Below are 15,463 nucleotides of genomic sequence, written 5' to 3'. Positions count from 1 at the left end.
TCTACATAACTACTTAACTACCCACTTATATATATTATTTACAGCAACGCACAAGCACCCAGATATATGTAATGGCACATTGGACAATTAAAATTTAACTAATAAACCGTTCATATAAAATTCCATTACCTTCTATATACTTAGTATGCCGATCTATATAAGTGAGTGTATTTTCTATTTCATTCATCAAACCATTATTTTGTACCATTAAACTGTTTGTATTTTTTTCACTGCTTACAAGGTATCTTATAGCCGTTATATAGCTTTCTTTTTTGTTTTTAATACTTTTAACCATCTCAAATAAACTTTCAATATACACGCTTTTTAAAGCAATGAAAGTTTCTGAATATCTACCATTTTTAATTGTATATTTGATAATAGTTCCTTTGTTTATATGCTTTTCAAAAATTGCATATAAAGATGATCTAGCCATGCCTAACTTTTTAGCAATAGCACTCATTGAGCCTTTAACAAACACTTTCTGCTTGTTTGTATGTTCATTTAAATATCTTTCTAAATCGTCTTTACGTTCGTCAAAATGGCTTCTAACACGATCTTTACGCTCTTTTTTATGTTTCCAAAAGCCATTGATACTTACACCACTATTGCTATATGCAATTTGTCCATCACTAAAAGCTTCTAAAAGGTTTTCTACATGTTCACGCATTGCGCCACCATAACGACCGCTATAAGCACTTTTAATTACTCTTTCAACTTCCTTATGTGATAAAGGCTTATTTAAGCGCTTATTAAAAGTATAGATATTACTTTCTGCTTCTTTTATATCTATATTTTTAGAATAATAATATAACGCTACTGAAAACATTGCGTTATTTCTACCAACGCCATATCCAAATGAAGTAACATCTGCTTCTTTTAACAAATAATCAACCCATTCAGGCGTTAATTCTTGGCCATTGGCTATACTCTTATAAAATACGTTCTGATTTAAATTGTTCTTTTCTGAATACTCTTTACTCCAGCGCACCATATAAGATTTTGAACAGTATTGATTTGTAAATAGCTGTACATTATCTTTTGTAGGCAATCTGAAATAGCCAGTAGATACACATTGATTATCGACTGGTAAATATTTAGAAATTGCATGTGCTAAGCTACTATGTACTTTTTCAGCTACTTTTATAGCTTTCTTTTCTATACCTTTAGCATAGAACGGTGTATCTAATACAAAATACAAATGCCAACCTCTAGGCGTCTTTACATATAAATTAGGCATTTCAGCACCTTCATTGATGTGCGCTGAAGCTAAGCTTTGAACTAATTCATTGTATTCAATATCTTTATCAACATCTAAAACAAATGTATTGATTTGTTTTACATTGTCTTTTGTTCTGTTTAATACTTTATACGTATTAACATCTGCTATATTAGCTTTTTCTTTGCTTAGATAATTATAAGGGTTGGGCGTCCAATGGCTAAATTTATGACCATATTGAACTAAAGCTTCTTCTGAAGCAATAATTAAACCTAAACCGTCTATTAATGTAGCTTTATTAGGTGTGACAGCAATACGTGCTGATCTCCAATTTTGGGCTTGTGTAGCCTTAAAATTAGCTTTTTCTAAATCTGTAGCTTTAGAATTTTTAAATTTATACTTTTCTATACTTCCATGTAATATAAAATCATAAATTTTATTAATATTTAGCATTGCCTGCACCTCCTAAACAAAAAGACTGGTAACACTTGTAAGCGTTACCAGTCCTTGTTTAGGCGTCCATATACTTTTAAAGTAGTCGAGTAGCGAAGTAGAAAAGTAGAAAAGTAGCGTCTTTTTCTTTACTTTCTTCTCTCATGCCCCTATAATTTAGGTATAAAATATAATAAAAATTACCTAAATTACAAGGTATGGAAGAAGACCCGAAAACCGTTTGTATACGTTAGGTTAGTAACGTTTCAAGCGCTAGAAGTTAAAAGTGTTGGTCGCACTTTAACTTTGCACGTGGTCTTTTTTCATATCTTTTTTGATTAATTTTAGTATAAACTTCTATATTGACGATTGCAAACATTTTTAATATATTTGCAAATATCCCCAAATTAATATTCATTATTAGTTATATCTTCGTTTTGAACTATAAAATCATATAAAGTCATATCATAATAAGTTAATAACTTACATATAGTTCTAAGCGGTACTGTTTCAATTTTCTTACCTTCAATTTTACTTAAAGTTGCATAATTAATACCTATATTTTTTGCTACTTCTTTCTGTTGTAATTTTCGTTCTTTTCTCAAATCTTTCAATTTCCCGCATAACGCCAGTATTAAGTCTTCATTCATTAACTATTAGCCCCCTTACTTACTATTTTCAAAATCCCTTTTTATTCGATAAACTGTTGATCTACTTACTCCCGTTTTATTTGCGATTTCATTACCTGATAACTCTGTATTATTGTATAGATACATGACATAATTTTTTACATCTTCAGTAACGCCTGGGCGCCCGCCTTTTCTACCTCTAGCTTTCGCTTCGTTTAAACCTTCAAGGGTTCTTTCCCTATTTAAATCTGTTTCCAGTTCTGCAAAGCCACTCATTACGGTAAATATCATTTTTCCTAGTGAACTATTCATATTAAAGTTTCCATCTAATATTTTTAATTCTATATTATGTTCTTGTAGCCAACTTGCTAAATTTATTAATTGTTTAGTTGTGCGTCCTAATCTATCAATTTTAGTCACAACTAATACATCATCTTCCCTTAAATATTTTAAGCACTCATCTAATTTACTTCTATTTGTTTTCTTGCCACTCACTTTTTCAGAAAATATTTTAATACAACCTTCAGCTTTTAATAAGTTAATTTGTGTTTCTAAACTTTGACTGATCGTTGAAACTCTTGCATAGCCTATTTTAGCCAAAATATCGCCTACTTCCTTTATAAATAGCTTTAATATGAACGATTGTGTGCGCGTTTACGTATAATGGGCTTCAAAATATTTTTTCGCGGCGTCTGAGGGCTTCTCTCAGCTTGGTCAAAAACCCCTTTTGCTTTTAGTTTTGACACTTTGATTTTAACACATGTTTTGACCAGGTACGAATATAGTTAAAGGCTTATAGAATTTATTCAATTCTACAAGCCTTTAGCCCTTATAAATAGCACTTATTCAAGCGTATTTTTTATTAACTTATTTTATTTATTGAAATGTATCATTTTCTAATATCATACCCTGGTCAAAACCGATCGTTTTTGACTAGCTTATAATTTGTTTTTTAAAACAAACTATATGTACTTTGAAATATCAAATTATATGACACTATAATTTTTTAAAAAAATTAGAAGTTGTCCTATCTTAGTATCACAGTATTACTTTACACTATATATAAGGAGGTGTGTAAGATGAATAACAAACAAATTTCTCAAGCAGTTACACAAAATTTATTAAATAAAGAAGCGTATTTATCTATCGTTGTATTTTGGTTATTACTAACTTTAAGAAACATTGCCCTTCACAATCATCATTTTCAATTTGATGTAAATATTTTCTTTGAAATCTGTATATTTCTATTTCCTACAGCTTTCATTTCATCAAATAAGATCTACAAAAATGTAAATGTCAAAGAAGTTTTTAACAAACGTATAACCATTTTTTTATTCATTATTTGTACAATATTTACGGTTTTGGGTTGTGCCGTTATCGCCGTGTGTAATTATTTTATGACGGGATCGGGTGCTTTAATTTTGATAATCTTAATGCTAATTTGTCATTTAGCACTAATCGTAATAATATCTGCAATTTTCAATTTTTGGGTCACACTTCAACTCAAAGTTCTATCCAGTGACAAATTTTAATATTTATATATAAAAAAACACCATCTGTAATTAAACAGATGGCATTTTTTATATATCTTCATAACTTTGTATTTTATAACTTTCATCTGATTTATTATACTTCAGTACATATTTAGATTTTATGCTATCTTTATTCTGATTTTCCTTTTTCAAAATGACATTAACTTTTCCATCTTGATAATTAACGCTTTCAAATTCAGGTCGTCTGTATTGGTTTTTCTTCTTGCTTTCAACCATTGACCGCATATATTGTGATAAATCACTGTTACTTTCAATATATTTATCTATAAACTTATAATCACTTTCTTTATAGGCTTTATTCAAATCTTTAGTATAGTCTTCCATAAACGATTTCGCGCCTAGTTCAATATCTTTGATACTCTTTAAATAGTCATTAATAGTATCTTCATTAAATTTCAAACTTATATTTTGAGGTTCTGCCCCCTGATCGTCCTTTATAGTTACTGTATTAGTTTTAAATGCTTTATCGCTTATTTTACCTTTAGCATAAACTTTTAAAGGTTTATTTACTGGATATGCACCGTACACTTTATTTTTTTCATACTCAATCGGCTTATCATTGATATAAAGCTTAATATCGTCATCTACTTTTTCATTGTTAATTAAATTTACTTTAAAATTTGCTTCTTTAAAACTAGCATGTGCAATGATTTTTTTATCACTATTTAGATTATCTGTATCAAATCGAATATTGCCCTTAACCTTGCCTTTAATCAATGAATTATCATCATCATAAATTTTTTGGGCTTCTATATCATATTTACCTACAAAAAACTTACCAATATTTGTTGTTTTATTTTTAGGCGCTGTAATAATTTGCTTTTTATCTTCAACATTATTAAATTCATATTTAGCATTTGAATATGAATTATTTTCTATATATACATCATGAAATATAGGCTTAAAAGCCAATCTATCAATAAATATAAACTTGTTCCCATTCATAGTTATTTCTATCAGCTTTCGTTCCTGCTTGTCTGTTATATAGCCAAAATCAACCGTGTTACTTTCACTATTTTTAATATTGTTTTTAATGTTGTTCATTTCTTTTTTGAATTTGTTACGGTTGTCTTTCTTGGCCATGTAATCTACAAATTGTTTAGCTTCTGCATGAGTAACTTTAACATCTTTAGAAGTTAATGTTTTAGATACTGCTTTATAGTCTTTAGATTGAACAGCTTCTTCAAAATCATCTAGTTGCGCTTTTGCATTATTCGATAAAACAAAATATACAATTGCCCCTATAATGCACAGTAATAATAAAATACTCACAATTACAGATATTATTTTCAGCTTGCTTTGCTTGTTTTCAGCCTTTTCTGATCGTTTAAACTCCTGGTTTTCATTTTCCATATTTTCAGCCCTTTAGCATTATTTAAACAATAAACAATACTTCAGATAATTTTCACTATCTTTTTGATTTTCAATTACTTTTACTTGTTCCATATCATACTTAATAGCCTTCATAGTTTCTTCAAAAAAGTCTTTTTCATTTTTCTCTAGCCTATCATTATTTATGCTATAAATACCGTCTTCTTTTATTGCTATTTCGTTCAAATCAAGCTCATAATTATTTTCTAAATAATTATCAATATGGCTTTTAGCCATTTCAATACTTCTAAAATATATATCCAAATGCTTATTAACTGCATTTGTTTCTATAGGTTTGAAAATTGTGGTTGCATCATTTTTTTCTGAAAATTTTTCTTTCGTTATTTTATTAAAGCTTACTAACTCCTTAACGTTTGCAATCAATTTACTTCTACGCTCTTTAACCAAACTGAAAGCCCTTCTATAGTTATTAATATATCTAAATCTTTCACTTAAATTTCCTAACATTCTAACTAAATTTTCATCTTCAGTAAGTGTTTTATTAGCATACATAACTGATCTTTTAGCTGAACCATGTTCACTAATTGGCTTTCTAGTGCTAACTATATATAAACTATGACCCTGCTTTATTTTACTTTGAAAATTTTCAAGTGCGTTTTTATATTGTTCATAATCAGTTAGTATTGCTTTTACTAATTCATTTTTAATATCTTCATATGTTTTTGTATTTATCATGTTTTTTATTCCCCTTTTGTTATATATATTTGCTAAAGTGATTTACTAAATAACTTTGATTGTAATACAACTTTGCTATTTCATTAATGTTAGGTTCATCTATATGTTTTAATATATAAACCAAATCGGCCATCTGACAATAAACAGCACTATCAAATTCAGTCAAAAACACTTTATTTTCTAATAGTTCATCTAATGAAACGTAATAACAGTGTATATAGGGTTGGTTATCTTTTTTCATCAAAGTAACTCTATTATTGCCATCTAATACTAATAATGATGTTGGTATATCGTATATTTCTTTAAATCTTGCTTCTGTTGATGTTACTAAATCAGGAATTAAAATTATTGGTTCATTTGGTGTTAAAGTATAAGGGTTTTCCCTTTCTGTATAGTTAATGTGTATTCCATCATTAAAAGTACCGTTTGGCGCTTTCAATGGTTTTCTATTAGTCTTTTTTATTAAATCTCTTGCCAAATCAACATTAAACCCTATGTCATAAATATACTTATTTCCTGCTGTATTACCTCTATATACTGAAAATGTCTGTAAAGTATCTTGTGGACTTTCTCCAAAATCTCCTATACTTCTATATATTTTGTCTAGTACGTCTATCCATTTATCATTAATTAGTTTAACGTACTCATGTTTATACAAATCAATATTCTGCAATTCTTTTTTTACATCAAAATTGCTAACATCAACTTCATACCATAATTTAGTATCATAATCTTTTTTCATTTAAAAACCCTTTCTATGCTAAAAAACTACTTCCAAAAACAGAACGTATGTTCTATAATTGAATTGAGGTGTTGCAAATGATCCCTGAAAAATATGCTAATGAAACAGATTATAGAAAAATACCCCGTGAGTATTTAAACCCTAATATCCCACAAGGTCGAGGAATGAAAAAATGGCTACAAAGGGGCCACTATCCCCGAACAATACGAAAGATTAGAACAGTACATTCAAGACCCAAATAAAATTGAAAAGCCGTTACTTAGTGAAGACCAAATAGAAAATATAAATGATACATTGGCTAGTAAAATGATTGATAATACTTTAGCCAAAATTCAATATTTTGCTAATGGCTATATAAAAAGTGTTCAAGGTATAATACACAAAGTCGATACATTAGATAGTGTTTTATATATTTATACTGATGATGTTTTAATGCCTGTAAAATTAACTGATATTTATAATATTGAATAAGGATTAACTAACAGCCTTATCGTTAGTTTCCTTCAATTATATCAATTTTATTATCGTAACGCTTTCCGTTGTAGTAAATCGGGCTATTGTCTATGACATTTATACCTCTTTCAAATATGTTGTTTGTACCCATTTTCAAATTAACTCCTTTGTCTTTATTTTCTAACTTTAATTTATTAAATTCTTGATAGTCTATTAAGCCGTGTTTATCTGCAATTCCTAATTGTTTTAAATCATTTAATGTTATATAACGTGTTTTTAAATACATCATATTTAACACTCCTTTTATAGTACGGGGCGGGCGCGAGGTCAGTTTGTATATTATGCGGTGTAGTTCGACGATTGGTTTTTATCGTCGGGCGGAACTGCATAATATACAAACTGGACGAGCGCCCGCCCCCGTTTTTTGGGGGGCTTGGCTCATACCAATTATTCTAATAAATCATTTATATTGAGTTCTGTTTCTAATAACTCTAGTTCTTCTAAACTTGTATAATTGTTATTACTTACTACTAAACTATCTAATACATCAATACTTAGCAATTCCCCTATAAGCTTTAATCTCTTGCCAACCATAATATCGTTGACTGATGGCGTCGGGTCTTATCAAGAGTAAATTACTAAAAATCCATTAACATCAATGTTTTTACTTTAAGAACATATATTTAACGTGTTAAATCAAATGAAAAAATACAATGTCATTATTAGATGACAATTGATTACGGTCAGAAGAATGTACCACAAATAAAAAAACTAATTCCTTTTTATTTTATCGAGGAATTAAGCTTTTGACCTGCAACAATCACGCCCAATTTCGGAATATCTATAATATGATTTCGATCTTAAATTATCTACTTTAACTGACGCTACCTGCTCGTTAAAGAAGACCTATTTAAAAAAGTTTATACTGCACCTGCCTTTATTATGTAAGTAAAAGTAGTAAAGCTTTAAATTGGTTTTCAAAAAAGTAGGGTTGATTATTTCTTTTTCATCAATTATTATTGTGTTATTATCACAATATGAGAAAGGAGGCAAAAAGTAATGGGAATTGATTTCATTAATGTCGAGTTTAGAAAGCATGTAAAAGTTTCAGGGGATTTAGGTACAACGGGATCAGTATGTCCTTTTTCACAAAAACAAAAAATGGAAACACTACCGGAAAACTTTTTGCCTCCTTTTATATAATGGGCAAAAATTTATGAATCTATTGCATTTGTAAAAATGCATACGAATGATTAGGCACCGGTTGTTAAACTGGTGCCTTTTTTTTGTTTGATCAGTTCAGTTAGTTTGGAGAACCGAATCTTTAATCATGCTGTAGAAATATGGTGAGTTCGTTGATTTGGTTTTACAATATAAATAGATATGAGGTGAGGTTTATGGTGAAAGCAGTGGATTTAGCCTCCTAAAATCACAATATATTTTAGGAGGAAATAAAATGAAAAAGGATAGTAAATCTAAAGAAATGATTCAATCTGAAAAAAGGGGTTCTACTAGGCTTTTAATGATGGTACTCTCCCTATCTGTACTTGTAGGTGCAATTACGGCTGATTCAGTCAATCCCGTACTTCCACTAATAAGCAAAGATTTAGAAGCTTCGAAATCTCAAGTGAGTTGGATAGTTAGTGGTATTGCACTTGTTCTTGCGATTGGAATTCCGATTTATGGTCGAATCTCAGACTTTTTTGAGTTACGAAAGCTATATATCTTTGCCATTATGATTCTGGCAAGTGGTAGTCTTTTATGTGCAATTGCCCCGAACCTCCCATTGTTGGTTTTGGGAAGAATGGTTCAGGGTGCTGGGATGTCCGCAATTCCAGTTCTATCAGTCATTGCAATTTCGAAGGTTTTCCCACAAGGAAAACGTGGGGGAGCTTTGGGAATTATCGCAGGAAGTATTGGTGTTGGAACTGCTGCTGGTCCAATATTTGGTGGAGTAGTTGGTCAATATTTAGGGTGGAATGCCTTGTTTTGGTTCACATTTTTGTTAGCCATTATGATTGTTATTGGTGCCTACTACGCGTTACCGACAATTAAACCGGCAGAATCCGTAGGAAGCAATAAGAACTTTGATTTCATTGGTGGTTTATTCCTCGGCCTCACAGTAGGATTACTCCTTTTTGGCATCACTCAAGGAGAAACTTCTGGTTTTTCTTCGTTCTCATCGTTAACTAGCCTAATTGGTTCTGTTGTAGCTTTGGTGGGATTTATTTGGAGAATTGTTACCGCAGAAAATCCATTTGTACCACCTGTCCTGTTCAATAACAAGGATTATGTCAATACGGTCATAATTGCATTTTTTTCGATGTTTGCTTATTTCGCTGTTCTTATGTTCGTCCCATTACTAGTCGTTGAGGTGAATGGACTCTCTTCTGGACAGGCTGGAATGATATTGTTGCCAGGTGGTGTGGCTGTTGCAATCTTATCTCCCTTCGTTGGCCGTCTTTCTGATCGATTTGGGGATAAACGTCTGATAATTACTGGGATGACTCTGATGGGGCTGTCTACCTTATTCTTGTCCACCTATGCATCTGGTGCTTCACCTCTGTTAGTTTCCGTGGGGGTCCTCGGAGTAGGGATTGCTTTTGCATTCACGAATTCTCCCGCAAATAACGCCGCAGTAAGTGCACTCGATGCAGACAAGGTTGGTGTCGGAATGGGGATTTTCCAAGGTGCTTTGTACCTTGGATCAGGAACTGGAGCAGGTATGATTGGAGCATTATTATCCGCTCGACGTGATGCTACTGAGCCGATAAATCCATTATATATATTGGACGCTATGTCCTACTCAGATGCGTTCCTTGCAGCTACAGGGGCAATACTCATTGCCTTAATAGCTGGATTAGGTTTAAAAAAGCGTGGGTAATAACTTAGTTATGTAAAGATTAGTTATTGTTTAGTTCATCTTCTATAGTTTAAGCTGTAAATAAATAGCTTAGGAATCACGCAAATTTGAATTTCTTAGAATAGAATACTTTTAAGTAACTCAACTTTCGTACACTGTTTTATTGGTGCGAAAGTTGAGTATGTTAAGGATGAAACAATGAAAACATTGGTGATCGTTTCTCACCCAGATATGCCAAATTCTCGAATCAATAAAGTTTGGGTAGAAAAAGCAGCGTCTTATTCAAACGAAATTACCATTCATGATCTTTATAGAGAGTATCCTGATTTTATTATGAATGTAAAAAGAGAGCAGGAATTAGTTGAAAATCATGATAATATTATTTTTCAATTTCCATTATATTGGTATAGTTCTCCTTCATTATTAAAAAAATGGATCGATGAAGTGATTATATATGGATGGGCTTACGGATCAAAGGGTAAAAGAATATTTTATAATCGAAAATTAGGATTAGCTATATCAGCTGGCGTAAAAAAAGGTGAATTTACAAGTATGGGTAAAAACAAGCATACATTAACCCAGATGTTAACACCATTCAAATCTTTATGTGCATAGATTCATGCTGAATATGTACCAGAGTTTGTACTTTACGGTGCTAATTCGGATATGAAGGGCGAAGAGATACAGAAAAGTGCTAATGAGTATTTGCAATATATTAAAAAGTATTATTTAAGAGCATAAAACACTTCTGCGATCATGCCAACAATACTAGAAGAAAGCCCATTTCCCCTTAACACATTTAGGGAAATGGGCTATTGAAGTTATTGAAGGTTTTAGCGATTTCATTTTAGGTAGCCAATTCAAAGTGCCCAATAAATTCCAAGAAACACAAATCTGCTAAAACAGCTTGCCATGTAATTTTTGAACTTGATCCTTTAACCGTTCATTCTCTTCTTCTAACGCCTTTATACGGCTTTTTAAGGTTTTTATTAATACGTCCTCTGAACGAGGGCTTTTACTAGGTTTACGGGGGGTTAACTCACTTATCTGCATCCCTCTTAATGTCTCCACTCTAGTTCTAATATCTTTTTGTTTGTAAAGCCATGACTTTGAAACATTTGCTTTTTGTGCAACGGAATTAAAATTAATCTTCTCTTCTTTCAATGCCATCTCTGAAATTGTCTTTTCAACCCTAATTCTTGTTTTCTCCGACTTGTCTTTAGCTAGCTGAACTATGGCAGTTGTGTTACCTTTTCTAATCATTTTAATTCGTCTCCTTTAACGAATGAATAATCTGTTCTAATCTATTTTTAACACGTTCATTGGTTTCAACCTGACGCTGCCATTGGTTTTGTTTAGCCCTATTTAGTATTTCTTTAGTTCGCTCTAAGTGCTCTTCATGTTCAGTAAGAAATTGTTTACTTGTACAGAAATTCGTACAATCTAAACATGCATTTGCGTGAGGACATGGTCCTGCAATTACTGGTAACCGACAATAGCCATTAGGAAGTGCCTGTGCATTGATATTCTTTTTAAACCATTGAAGATCTGTATTGTCAGCTTCAGTATTTTCCTCACTTAAATCCAGAATGCTACCGTTATTCGTTACTAAGGTTTCCTTAAATTTCGTAAATTCCTTCTTTAGGGTTTCATCAAAAATATGTGCATATCTTGCCGTCATTTCCGGTGATTCGTGACCCAAGAACTTCTGGACAATATGTTGTGGCACTCCGTTATTTATCATTCTAGTGCCAACTGTATGCCGAAAGGCATGAGCATGAAAACGAAAAATTTCTCCGTTGCTGTCCGTTATCTTTTCTTCATAAGCTAGTTCATTTAATTTAACCCTAAAGGTATCTTGTTTCAATGGTGAGCAATCTTTTCGGGGAAACACATATACACATCCATCATCGAGTTCATCAGCCACCCTTTGCTCTTGAACTAATATCAATGCAGCAATTTCTTTAGAAATAGGAATGATATGCTCTTTCTTCATTTTCCACTGATAATACTTTAAAAAGCAATCCCCTTCTTTATCGGTTATGACGCTCCCTTTTTTCAATGTACAAAGTTCACTGATACGCATCCCGCATTCTTGAAGTACCATAACCATTGTAGCAATATAAGGTTCCAATTTATCTAATTTCCCATTTAATTGTTCAAGTATATGTTCATCAATATAACGTGGTAGTGCCTTCGGCACTTTAGGGTAATCTTCTTGAAAGATAAGGATCTTAGAAGGTGTATCCTTCCAGTCATATCTTTGAATTGTAGTAAAAAAAACGTCTAAAGTAGATATTCGTCCAGTTACAGTACTGGGTTTTAAACCTTTTAAATTAATATAATTAAAATATTGCTCAATTTCATTTCTAGTTAATTGATGAATCCTTTGTATACCTTCACAATTTTTGTTCATGAAATTAAAAAATTCTTTTAATTTTGAAGCTATATCTACTACGTGAGAAAAGCTAGCTGTGTTTAACATTAGTTTACAATATCGCTTAACTATTTCTTTAAAATAATTATTCTTAAAACCCTTAAAGTTGATCGTATATTCGTAGGATGTTGGGTTTACCTTATCTTCCGGTAATGATAATTTTCTTCGATTCCAAACATCTTTTTCCCATTCTTCCCCATCAAAATAGAAGTCCTCATAGAATTCCATAAACTGCTTAAGATGAGTAACGTAATAGGAATTCGCATGTACAGTAACTTTCTGCTGATTTACATCAAGTTTGTAATTAGTAGTCGTAGTTTTTACTTTTTGTTCTGTTAAGTAGGTCCGGTATTCTGTCAAAGCTTTTTTTATAGGCACTTCGGTTATCGATGTAATATTAGGATATTTTAAATTTAAAAATCCCATCATCCGGCTTATCACTGTTCCCTTTCTAATCCAAACGGATTTTGCATTCCAAGCTCCATTATTCAAGTGAAGGTAATAAAAATATTTTAATTCTGTTTTCAACCAGACATTTTCCACCTTATCGAAATTTACCCAACGATTTCTTAGTGACGGATTCTTACTTAACTCAATTGCACTAGGATGCGGACAAATTCTTATATCCCATCTATCTGCTGCCCAATAACCTTTTAAAACACTTGTCATATTAGCTATTTTTTTATTAATCTCTGTACTAGCGATAAGCTTTCGATTAGTTGCTACACTTGGAAATTTCATTGTCATGTTTCTCTCCCTTGAAGATACTTTTTATATTCATTCTTCATATCTTGATTAGAAAGATGAACATACGTATCAAGTGTTGTTTGTACATGGGCATGCCCTAATCTTTTTTGTACATATGCAGCATCCCATCCACTTCTAATAAGCTCTGTGGCATGCGTATGACGTAATATATGGGCAGTGAAAGTAATCCCTGTCCGTTTTCCTAGTCTTCTTATTAAGTCTAATACACTTTGATATTTTAGAGGGTGGCCAAAATAAGAATCTTTAAGATTAATAAATATATAATCATGATCTAAATCTTCCCCATATTCATGTACTAAGTAATCGGTATATAATGCCATTAATTCCTTACTTACATCAATAGTTCTTTTTTTTTTAAGTTTAATATAAGCTCCATTTTCATTATGATCTCTTGGCCTGATGTTAATCTGGTTATCCCATGTTGAAATATCTTCAATACGAAGGGATAATGCTTCTCCTATCCGAAGTCCCCCTTCATACATAAGCATAATAAGTAACTTATCTCTTTTGGTATGACATGCCTCAATTATTGCTTTGACTTGTCCATGTTCTAATACTTGTACAAGTTTCTTTTTGACCCTAAGCTTTAAAATATTTTTTTTATAGGATCTACCTTTAGAAATATGGTGAAGAAACCCCTTAAAGTTTCTTCCTCTTGCTTCTTTAGACATATCTATAGCTTTAAAATTTTCTGTGCGATTTAAATACTCTAAGAAACTAGTTACAGCGTTAAGTATGGAATTAACTGATGTTTCCTCTCTTTTAGCCTTCTTTGGTTGTATATCTATTACCTTTAAATGCCCTGCTGGATTTCTTAACCATCCTACAAAGTTTGCTAAATCCTCAAATTGTAAATCTCCTAATTCGATTCTACTTTGGCTCATAAATTCATAAAACAGCTTGAGATGATAACAATATGTTTTAATGGTATTTGGAGCTTTGCCCGTATTATCCAAGTACTTTATAAATCGCTTAACCGGTTCTATCACTTCAAATTCTTTATCTAGCAGTATGTATAACGGATATGATTTTTCCTCCACAATTACTTTCTGAACCTTCATCTTTCCACCACCTTTAAATACTTTAACTACTATTAATAATACCCTTATATATTTAATAGTTAAAGCACTGTAATTAAAAAATCCTAAACTTCGAGTACTTAGAGTACTCTAGTTTAGGATACTATGTTTAAGATGTCTTGGCTTGGGTGGTTATGTGCAAAAATAACTGATTTACAATTATTTAAGATTGCAACTTGAAAACTATCTCTAGGGTGTATGATTGACATATCTAACGTACCTATATGCACTGTATAAAGCGTTGTAACTTCATTTTTAGTATTTAAGCCAATCATAACAAAGTGTTCTCTTGTGAAGCTTCCTATTTCTTTTTTTAATAGCTTAACAACGTCGCTTGGTTGTGATATTTGAAACCTTTCATCTTCCATAACTTGATAATCTTGAACTAAATCTAAAACTTTTAAAATGTACTGTTCCTTTTTCATATTTGTAAATCTCCCTTTTTATTTAGTTGTTGTATTGCGATTATTTACAACAATTTCAGTTGGTTTCCTCCTTTCGTTAAATACATTATATCAAATTCATTACACTTTGACAAGTAATCACTTTCTAAAGTGTAATTTTTTTAAAAAAGGGGTTCACGGTTTCATCTAATTTAGATAAAGAAGCTTTAAAATTGGGCTAAAAATTAGTAAAAGCACGATGTTAATTGTGCGTTGCTATTTTTAGCCCGATTTTAAAAGTTGATGTTCTAAATTAGATGAAACCGTGAACCCCTTATAGACTATATATATTGAAGCGGTATTTATAATAGTGACTTGAAGCGGATTGTGTTATAATGTAATTACCTTTTTATTTAGTTTGTTGGTTTTCTCATAAGCTAAACAAACTTAAAGCCCTGCTTATGCAGGGCTATTTTTATGCTTACAAACATCTATTTTTCTAAACTTTCATTATTCAAAGCCTTTCTATAAAATAATTCGTTAAGGTCTTCAATATTAACACTTATTAATTTTTCACTTTTTAATTCATATTCTCTTATAAACGGTTTTTTAACTATTGGTGCATAATAAAGTACAATTCTATATCGGCCATATTCAACCCCTAGAAGTGACATCAGTTCTATAATTAATGTTTGGTCTATTTCTTTGAAAATGGACGTTGAACAGTGTCTTAAATCATCATAAACATGTATAATATTTTTCATTTCATCAATTAATACATTGCAAATAGTTCTATCAGCACCAGGTAAACTACTCGAACAGATAAAGTCCGTATAATTGT

General features: G+C 31.3%; 18 protein-coding genes and 1 pseudogene. 6 read left to right on the top strand and 13 right to left on the bottom strand.

What is annotated here, in order from left to right; all coding sequences use genetic code 11:
- Positions 1-94: 94 nt before the first annotated feature.
- From KA926_RS12785 to KA926_RS12775, 3 genes are all read right to left on the bottom strand, one after another.
- Positions 95-1,669 (bottom strand): primase C-terminal domain-containing protein, encoded by a 1,575-nt coding sequence (locus KA926_RS12785; protein ID WP_165621512.1) that lies wholly within the window; start codon positions 1,667-1,669, stop codon positions 95-97.
- Positions 1,670-2,055: 386 nt separating this feature from the next.
- Positions 2,056-2,298 carry a helix-turn-helix domain-containing protein gene (locus tag KA926_RS12780; RefSeq protein ID WP_070487681.1) on the bottom strand — a complete coding sequence of 81 codons (243 nt, stop codon included), beginning with the start codon at positions 2,296-2,298 and terminating at the stop codon, positions 2,056-2,058.
- 15 nt (positions 2,299-2,313) lie between these two features.
- Complete coding sequence (locus tag KA926_RS12775) at positions 2,314-2,877, bottom strand: recombinase family protein (protein ID WP_165621511.1); 564 nt, start codon at positions 2,875-2,877, stop codon at positions 2,314-2,316.
- 479 nt (positions 2,878-3,356) lie between these two features.
- Here KA926_RS12775 and KA926_RS12770 point away from each other — a divergent pair, with 479 nt between their 5' ends.
- Positions 3,357-3,809: a hypothetical protein gene (locus tag KA926_RS12770; protein ID WP_095337342.1), complete on the top strand. Its 453-nt coding sequence runs from the start codon at positions 3,357-3,359 to the stop codon at positions 3,807-3,809.
- 48 nt (positions 3,810-3,857) lie between these two features.
- Here the strand turns inward: KA926_RS12770 and KA926_RS12765 are convergent, their stop codons facing one another.
- Genes KA926_RS12765 through KA926_RS12755 form a run of 3 tightly spaced genes read right to left on the bottom strand, consistent with a single transcriptional unit; the run spans position 3,858 to position 6,639 of the window.
- Positions 3,858-5,183, bottom strand: a complete 1,326-nt coding sequence (locus tag KA926_RS12765) for a TcaA NTF2-like domain-containing protein (RefSeq protein ID WP_095337341.1) — start codon at positions 5,181-5,183, stop codon at positions 3,858-3,860.
- 18 nt (positions 5,184-5,201) lie between these two features.
- Complete coding sequence (locus KA926_RS12760; RefSeq protein ID WP_031905640.1) at positions 5,202-5,897, bottom strand: hypothetical protein; 696 nt, start codon at positions 5,895-5,897, stop codon at positions 5,202-5,204.
- 19 nt (positions 5,898-5,916) lie between these two features.
- Positions 5,917-6,639 carry a hypothetical protein gene (locus tag KA926_RS12755; protein WP_165621510.1) on the bottom strand — a complete coding sequence of 241 codons (723 nt, stop codon included), beginning with the start codon at positions 6,637-6,639 and terminating at the stop codon, positions 5,917-5,919.
- 77 nt (positions 6,640-6,716) lie between these two features.
- Between KA926_RS12755 and KA926_RS14015 the strand changes: the two genes are divergently transcribed.
- Both KA926_RS14015 and KA926_RS14010 read left to right on the top strand, forming a co-directional pair.
- Positions 6,717-6,881 (top strand): hypothetical protein, encoded by a 165-nt coding sequence (locus tag KA926_RS14015; RefSeq protein ID WP_245335874.1) that lies wholly within the window; start codon positions 6,717-6,719, stop codon positions 6,879-6,881.
- Positions 6,832-7,110: a YolD-like family protein gene (locus tag KA926_RS14010; protein ID WP_312011765.1), complete on the top strand. Its 279-nt coding sequence runs from the start codon at positions 6,832-6,834 to the stop codon at positions 7,108-7,110. The genes KA926_RS14015 and KA926_RS14010 overlap by 50 nt, the downstream gene beginning before the upstream one ends.
- Positions 7,111-7,132: 22 nt before the next feature.
- On the opposite strand, the gene KA926_RS12745 is transcribed toward KA926_RS14010, so the two are convergent.
- Together KA926_RS12745 and KA926_RS12740 are read right to left on the bottom strand one after the other, a co-directional pair.
- Positions 7,133-7,381 (bottom strand): hypothetical protein, encoded by a 249-nt coding sequence (locus KA926_RS12745; RefSeq protein WP_031873331.1) that lies wholly within the window; start codon positions 7,379-7,381, stop codon positions 7,133-7,135.
- Positions 7,382-7,539: 158 nt separating this feature from the next.
- Positions 7,540-7,701, bottom strand: a pseudogene (locus KA926_RS12740) (JAB domain-containing protein); the annotation flags it as partial.
- A 450-nt stretch (positions 7,702-8,151) separates the two neighbouring features.
- On the opposite strand from KA926_RS12740, the gene KA926_RS12735 reads away from it, so the two are divergent.
- From KA926_RS12735 to KA926_RS12725, 3 genes are all read left to right on the top strand, one after another.
- Positions 8,152-8,295, top strand: coding sequence for a hypothetical protein (locus KA926_RS12735; RefSeq protein WP_002360221.1), 144 nt, complete (start codon positions 8,152-8,154; stop codon positions 8,293-8,295).
- 253 nt (positions 8,296-8,548) lie between these two features.
- The gene (fexA, locus tag KA926_RS12730; protein ID WP_165624956.1) at positions 8,549-9,976 is read left to right on the top strand and encodes a chloramphenicol/florfenicol efflux MFS transporter FexA; all 1,428 of its coding nucleotides are present in this window, start codon (positions 8,549-8,551) and stop codon (positions 9,974-9,976) included.
- A gap of 177 nt (positions 9,977-10,153) precedes the next feature.
- Positions 10,154-10,570 (top strand): NAD(P)H-dependent oxidoreductase, encoded by a 417-nt coding sequence (locus tag KA926_RS12725; protein ID WP_031883923.1) that lies wholly within the window; start codon positions 10,154-10,156, stop codon positions 10,568-10,570.
- A 282-nt stretch (positions 10,571-10,852) separates the two neighbouring features.
- Here KA926_RS12725 and KA926_RS12720 read toward each other — a convergent pair whose 3' ends face one another.
- The 5 genes from KA926_RS12720 to KA926_RS12700 form a co-directional block, all read right to left on the bottom strand.
- The gene (locus tag KA926_RS12720) at positions 10,853-11,218 is read right to left on the bottom strand and encodes a DUF6262 family protein (RefSeq protein WP_000619629.1); all 366 of its coding nucleotides are present in this window, start codon (positions 11,216-11,218) and stop codon (positions 10,853-10,855) included.
- 1 nt (position 11,219) lies between these two features.
- On the bottom strand, positions 11,220-13,133 hold the full coding sequence (locus KA926_RS12715; RefSeq protein WP_029658482.1) for a tyrosine-type recombinase/integrase: 1,914 nt from the start codon (positions 13,131-13,133) through the stop codon (positions 11,220-11,222).
- Positions 13,134-13,135: 2 nt separating this feature from the next.
- The gene (locus tag KA926_RS12710; RefSeq protein ID WP_210140007.1) at positions 13,136-14,221 is read right to left on the bottom strand and encodes a tyrosine-type recombinase/integrase; all 1,086 of its coding nucleotides are present in this window, start codon (positions 14,219-14,221) and stop codon (positions 13,136-13,138) included.
- 113 nt (positions 14,222-14,334) lie between these two features.
- Entirely contained in the window at positions 14,335-14,664 is a 330-nt protein-coding gene (locus KA926_RS12705; protein ID WP_198065336.1) for a JAB domain-containing protein, read from the bottom strand.
- A 449-nt stretch (positions 14,665-15,113) separates the two neighbouring features.
- The coding region (locus KA926_RS12700; RefSeq protein WP_210129585.1) for a hypothetical protein at positions 15,114-15,463 on the bottom strand (350 nt) is incomplete at its 5' end.

It is taken from the genome of Staphylococcus sp. GDY8P94P (assembly GCF_017892255.1).
GTDB lineage: Bacteria > Bacillota > Bacilli > Staphylococcales > Staphylococcaceae > Staphylococcus > Staphylococcus cohnii.
The sequence above is the reverse complement of the archived record's forward strand: the minus strand, read 5'-3'. Positions and strand labels throughout refer to the sequence as shown.

Coding starts and splice junctions, on each gene's coding strand:
- KA926_RS14015 (WP_245335874.1), top strand. CDS start 6,717: ATGATCCCTGAAAAATATGCTAATGAAACAGATTATAGAAAAATACCC.
- KA926_RS12780 (WP_070487681.1), bottom strand. CDS start 2,298: ATGAATGAAGACTTAATACTGGCGTTATGCGGGAAATTGAAAGATTTG.
- KA926_RS12785 (WP_165621512.1), bottom strand. CDS start 1,669: ATGCTAAATATTAATAAAATTTATGATTTTATATTACATGGAAGTATA.
- KA926_RS12760 (WP_031905640.1), bottom strand. CDS start 5,897: ATGATAAATACAAAAACATATGAAGATATTAAAAATGAATTAGTAAAA.
- KA926_RS12710 (WP_210140007.1), bottom strand. CDS start 14,221: ATGAAGGTTCAGAAAGTAATTGTGGAGGAAAAATCATATCCGTTATAC.
- KA926_RS12715 (WP_029658482.1), bottom strand. CDS start 13,133: ATGAAATTTCCAAGTGTAGCAACTAATCGAAAGCTTATCGCTAGTACA.
- KA926_RS12770 (WP_095337342.1), top strand. CDS start 3,357: ATGAATAACAAACAAATTTCTCAAGCAGTTACACAAAATTTATTAAAT.
- KA926_RS12745 (WP_031873331.1), bottom strand. CDS start 7,381: ATGATGTATTTAAAAACACGTTATATAACATTAAATGATTTAAAACAA.
- KA926_RS12765 (WP_095337341.1), bottom strand. CDS start 5,183: ATGGAAAATGAAAACCAGGAGTTTAAACGATCAGAAAAGGCTGAAAAC.
- KA926_RS12755 (WP_165621510.1), bottom strand. CDS start 6,639: ATGAAAAAAGATTATGATACTAAATTATGGTATGAAGTTGATGTTAGC.
- fexA (WP_165624956.1), top strand. CDS start 8,549: ATGAAAAAGGATAGTAAATCTAAAGAAATGATTCAATCTGAAAAAAGG.
- KA926_RS12725 (WP_031883923.1), top strand. CDS start 10,154: ATGAAAACATTGGTGATCGTTTCTCACCCAGATATGCCAAATTCTCGA.
- KA926_RS12705 (WP_198065336.1), bottom strand. CDS start 14,664: ATGAAAAAGGAACAGTACATTTTAAAAGTTTTAGATTTAGTTCAAGAT.
- KA926_RS12720 (WP_000619629.1), bottom strand. CDS start 11,218: ATGATTAGAAAAGGTAACACAACTGCCATAGTTCAGCTAGCTAAAGAC.
- KA926_RS12735 (WP_002360221.1), top strand. CDS start 8,152: ATGGGAATTGATTTCATTAATGTCGAGTTTAGAAAGCATGTAAAAGTT.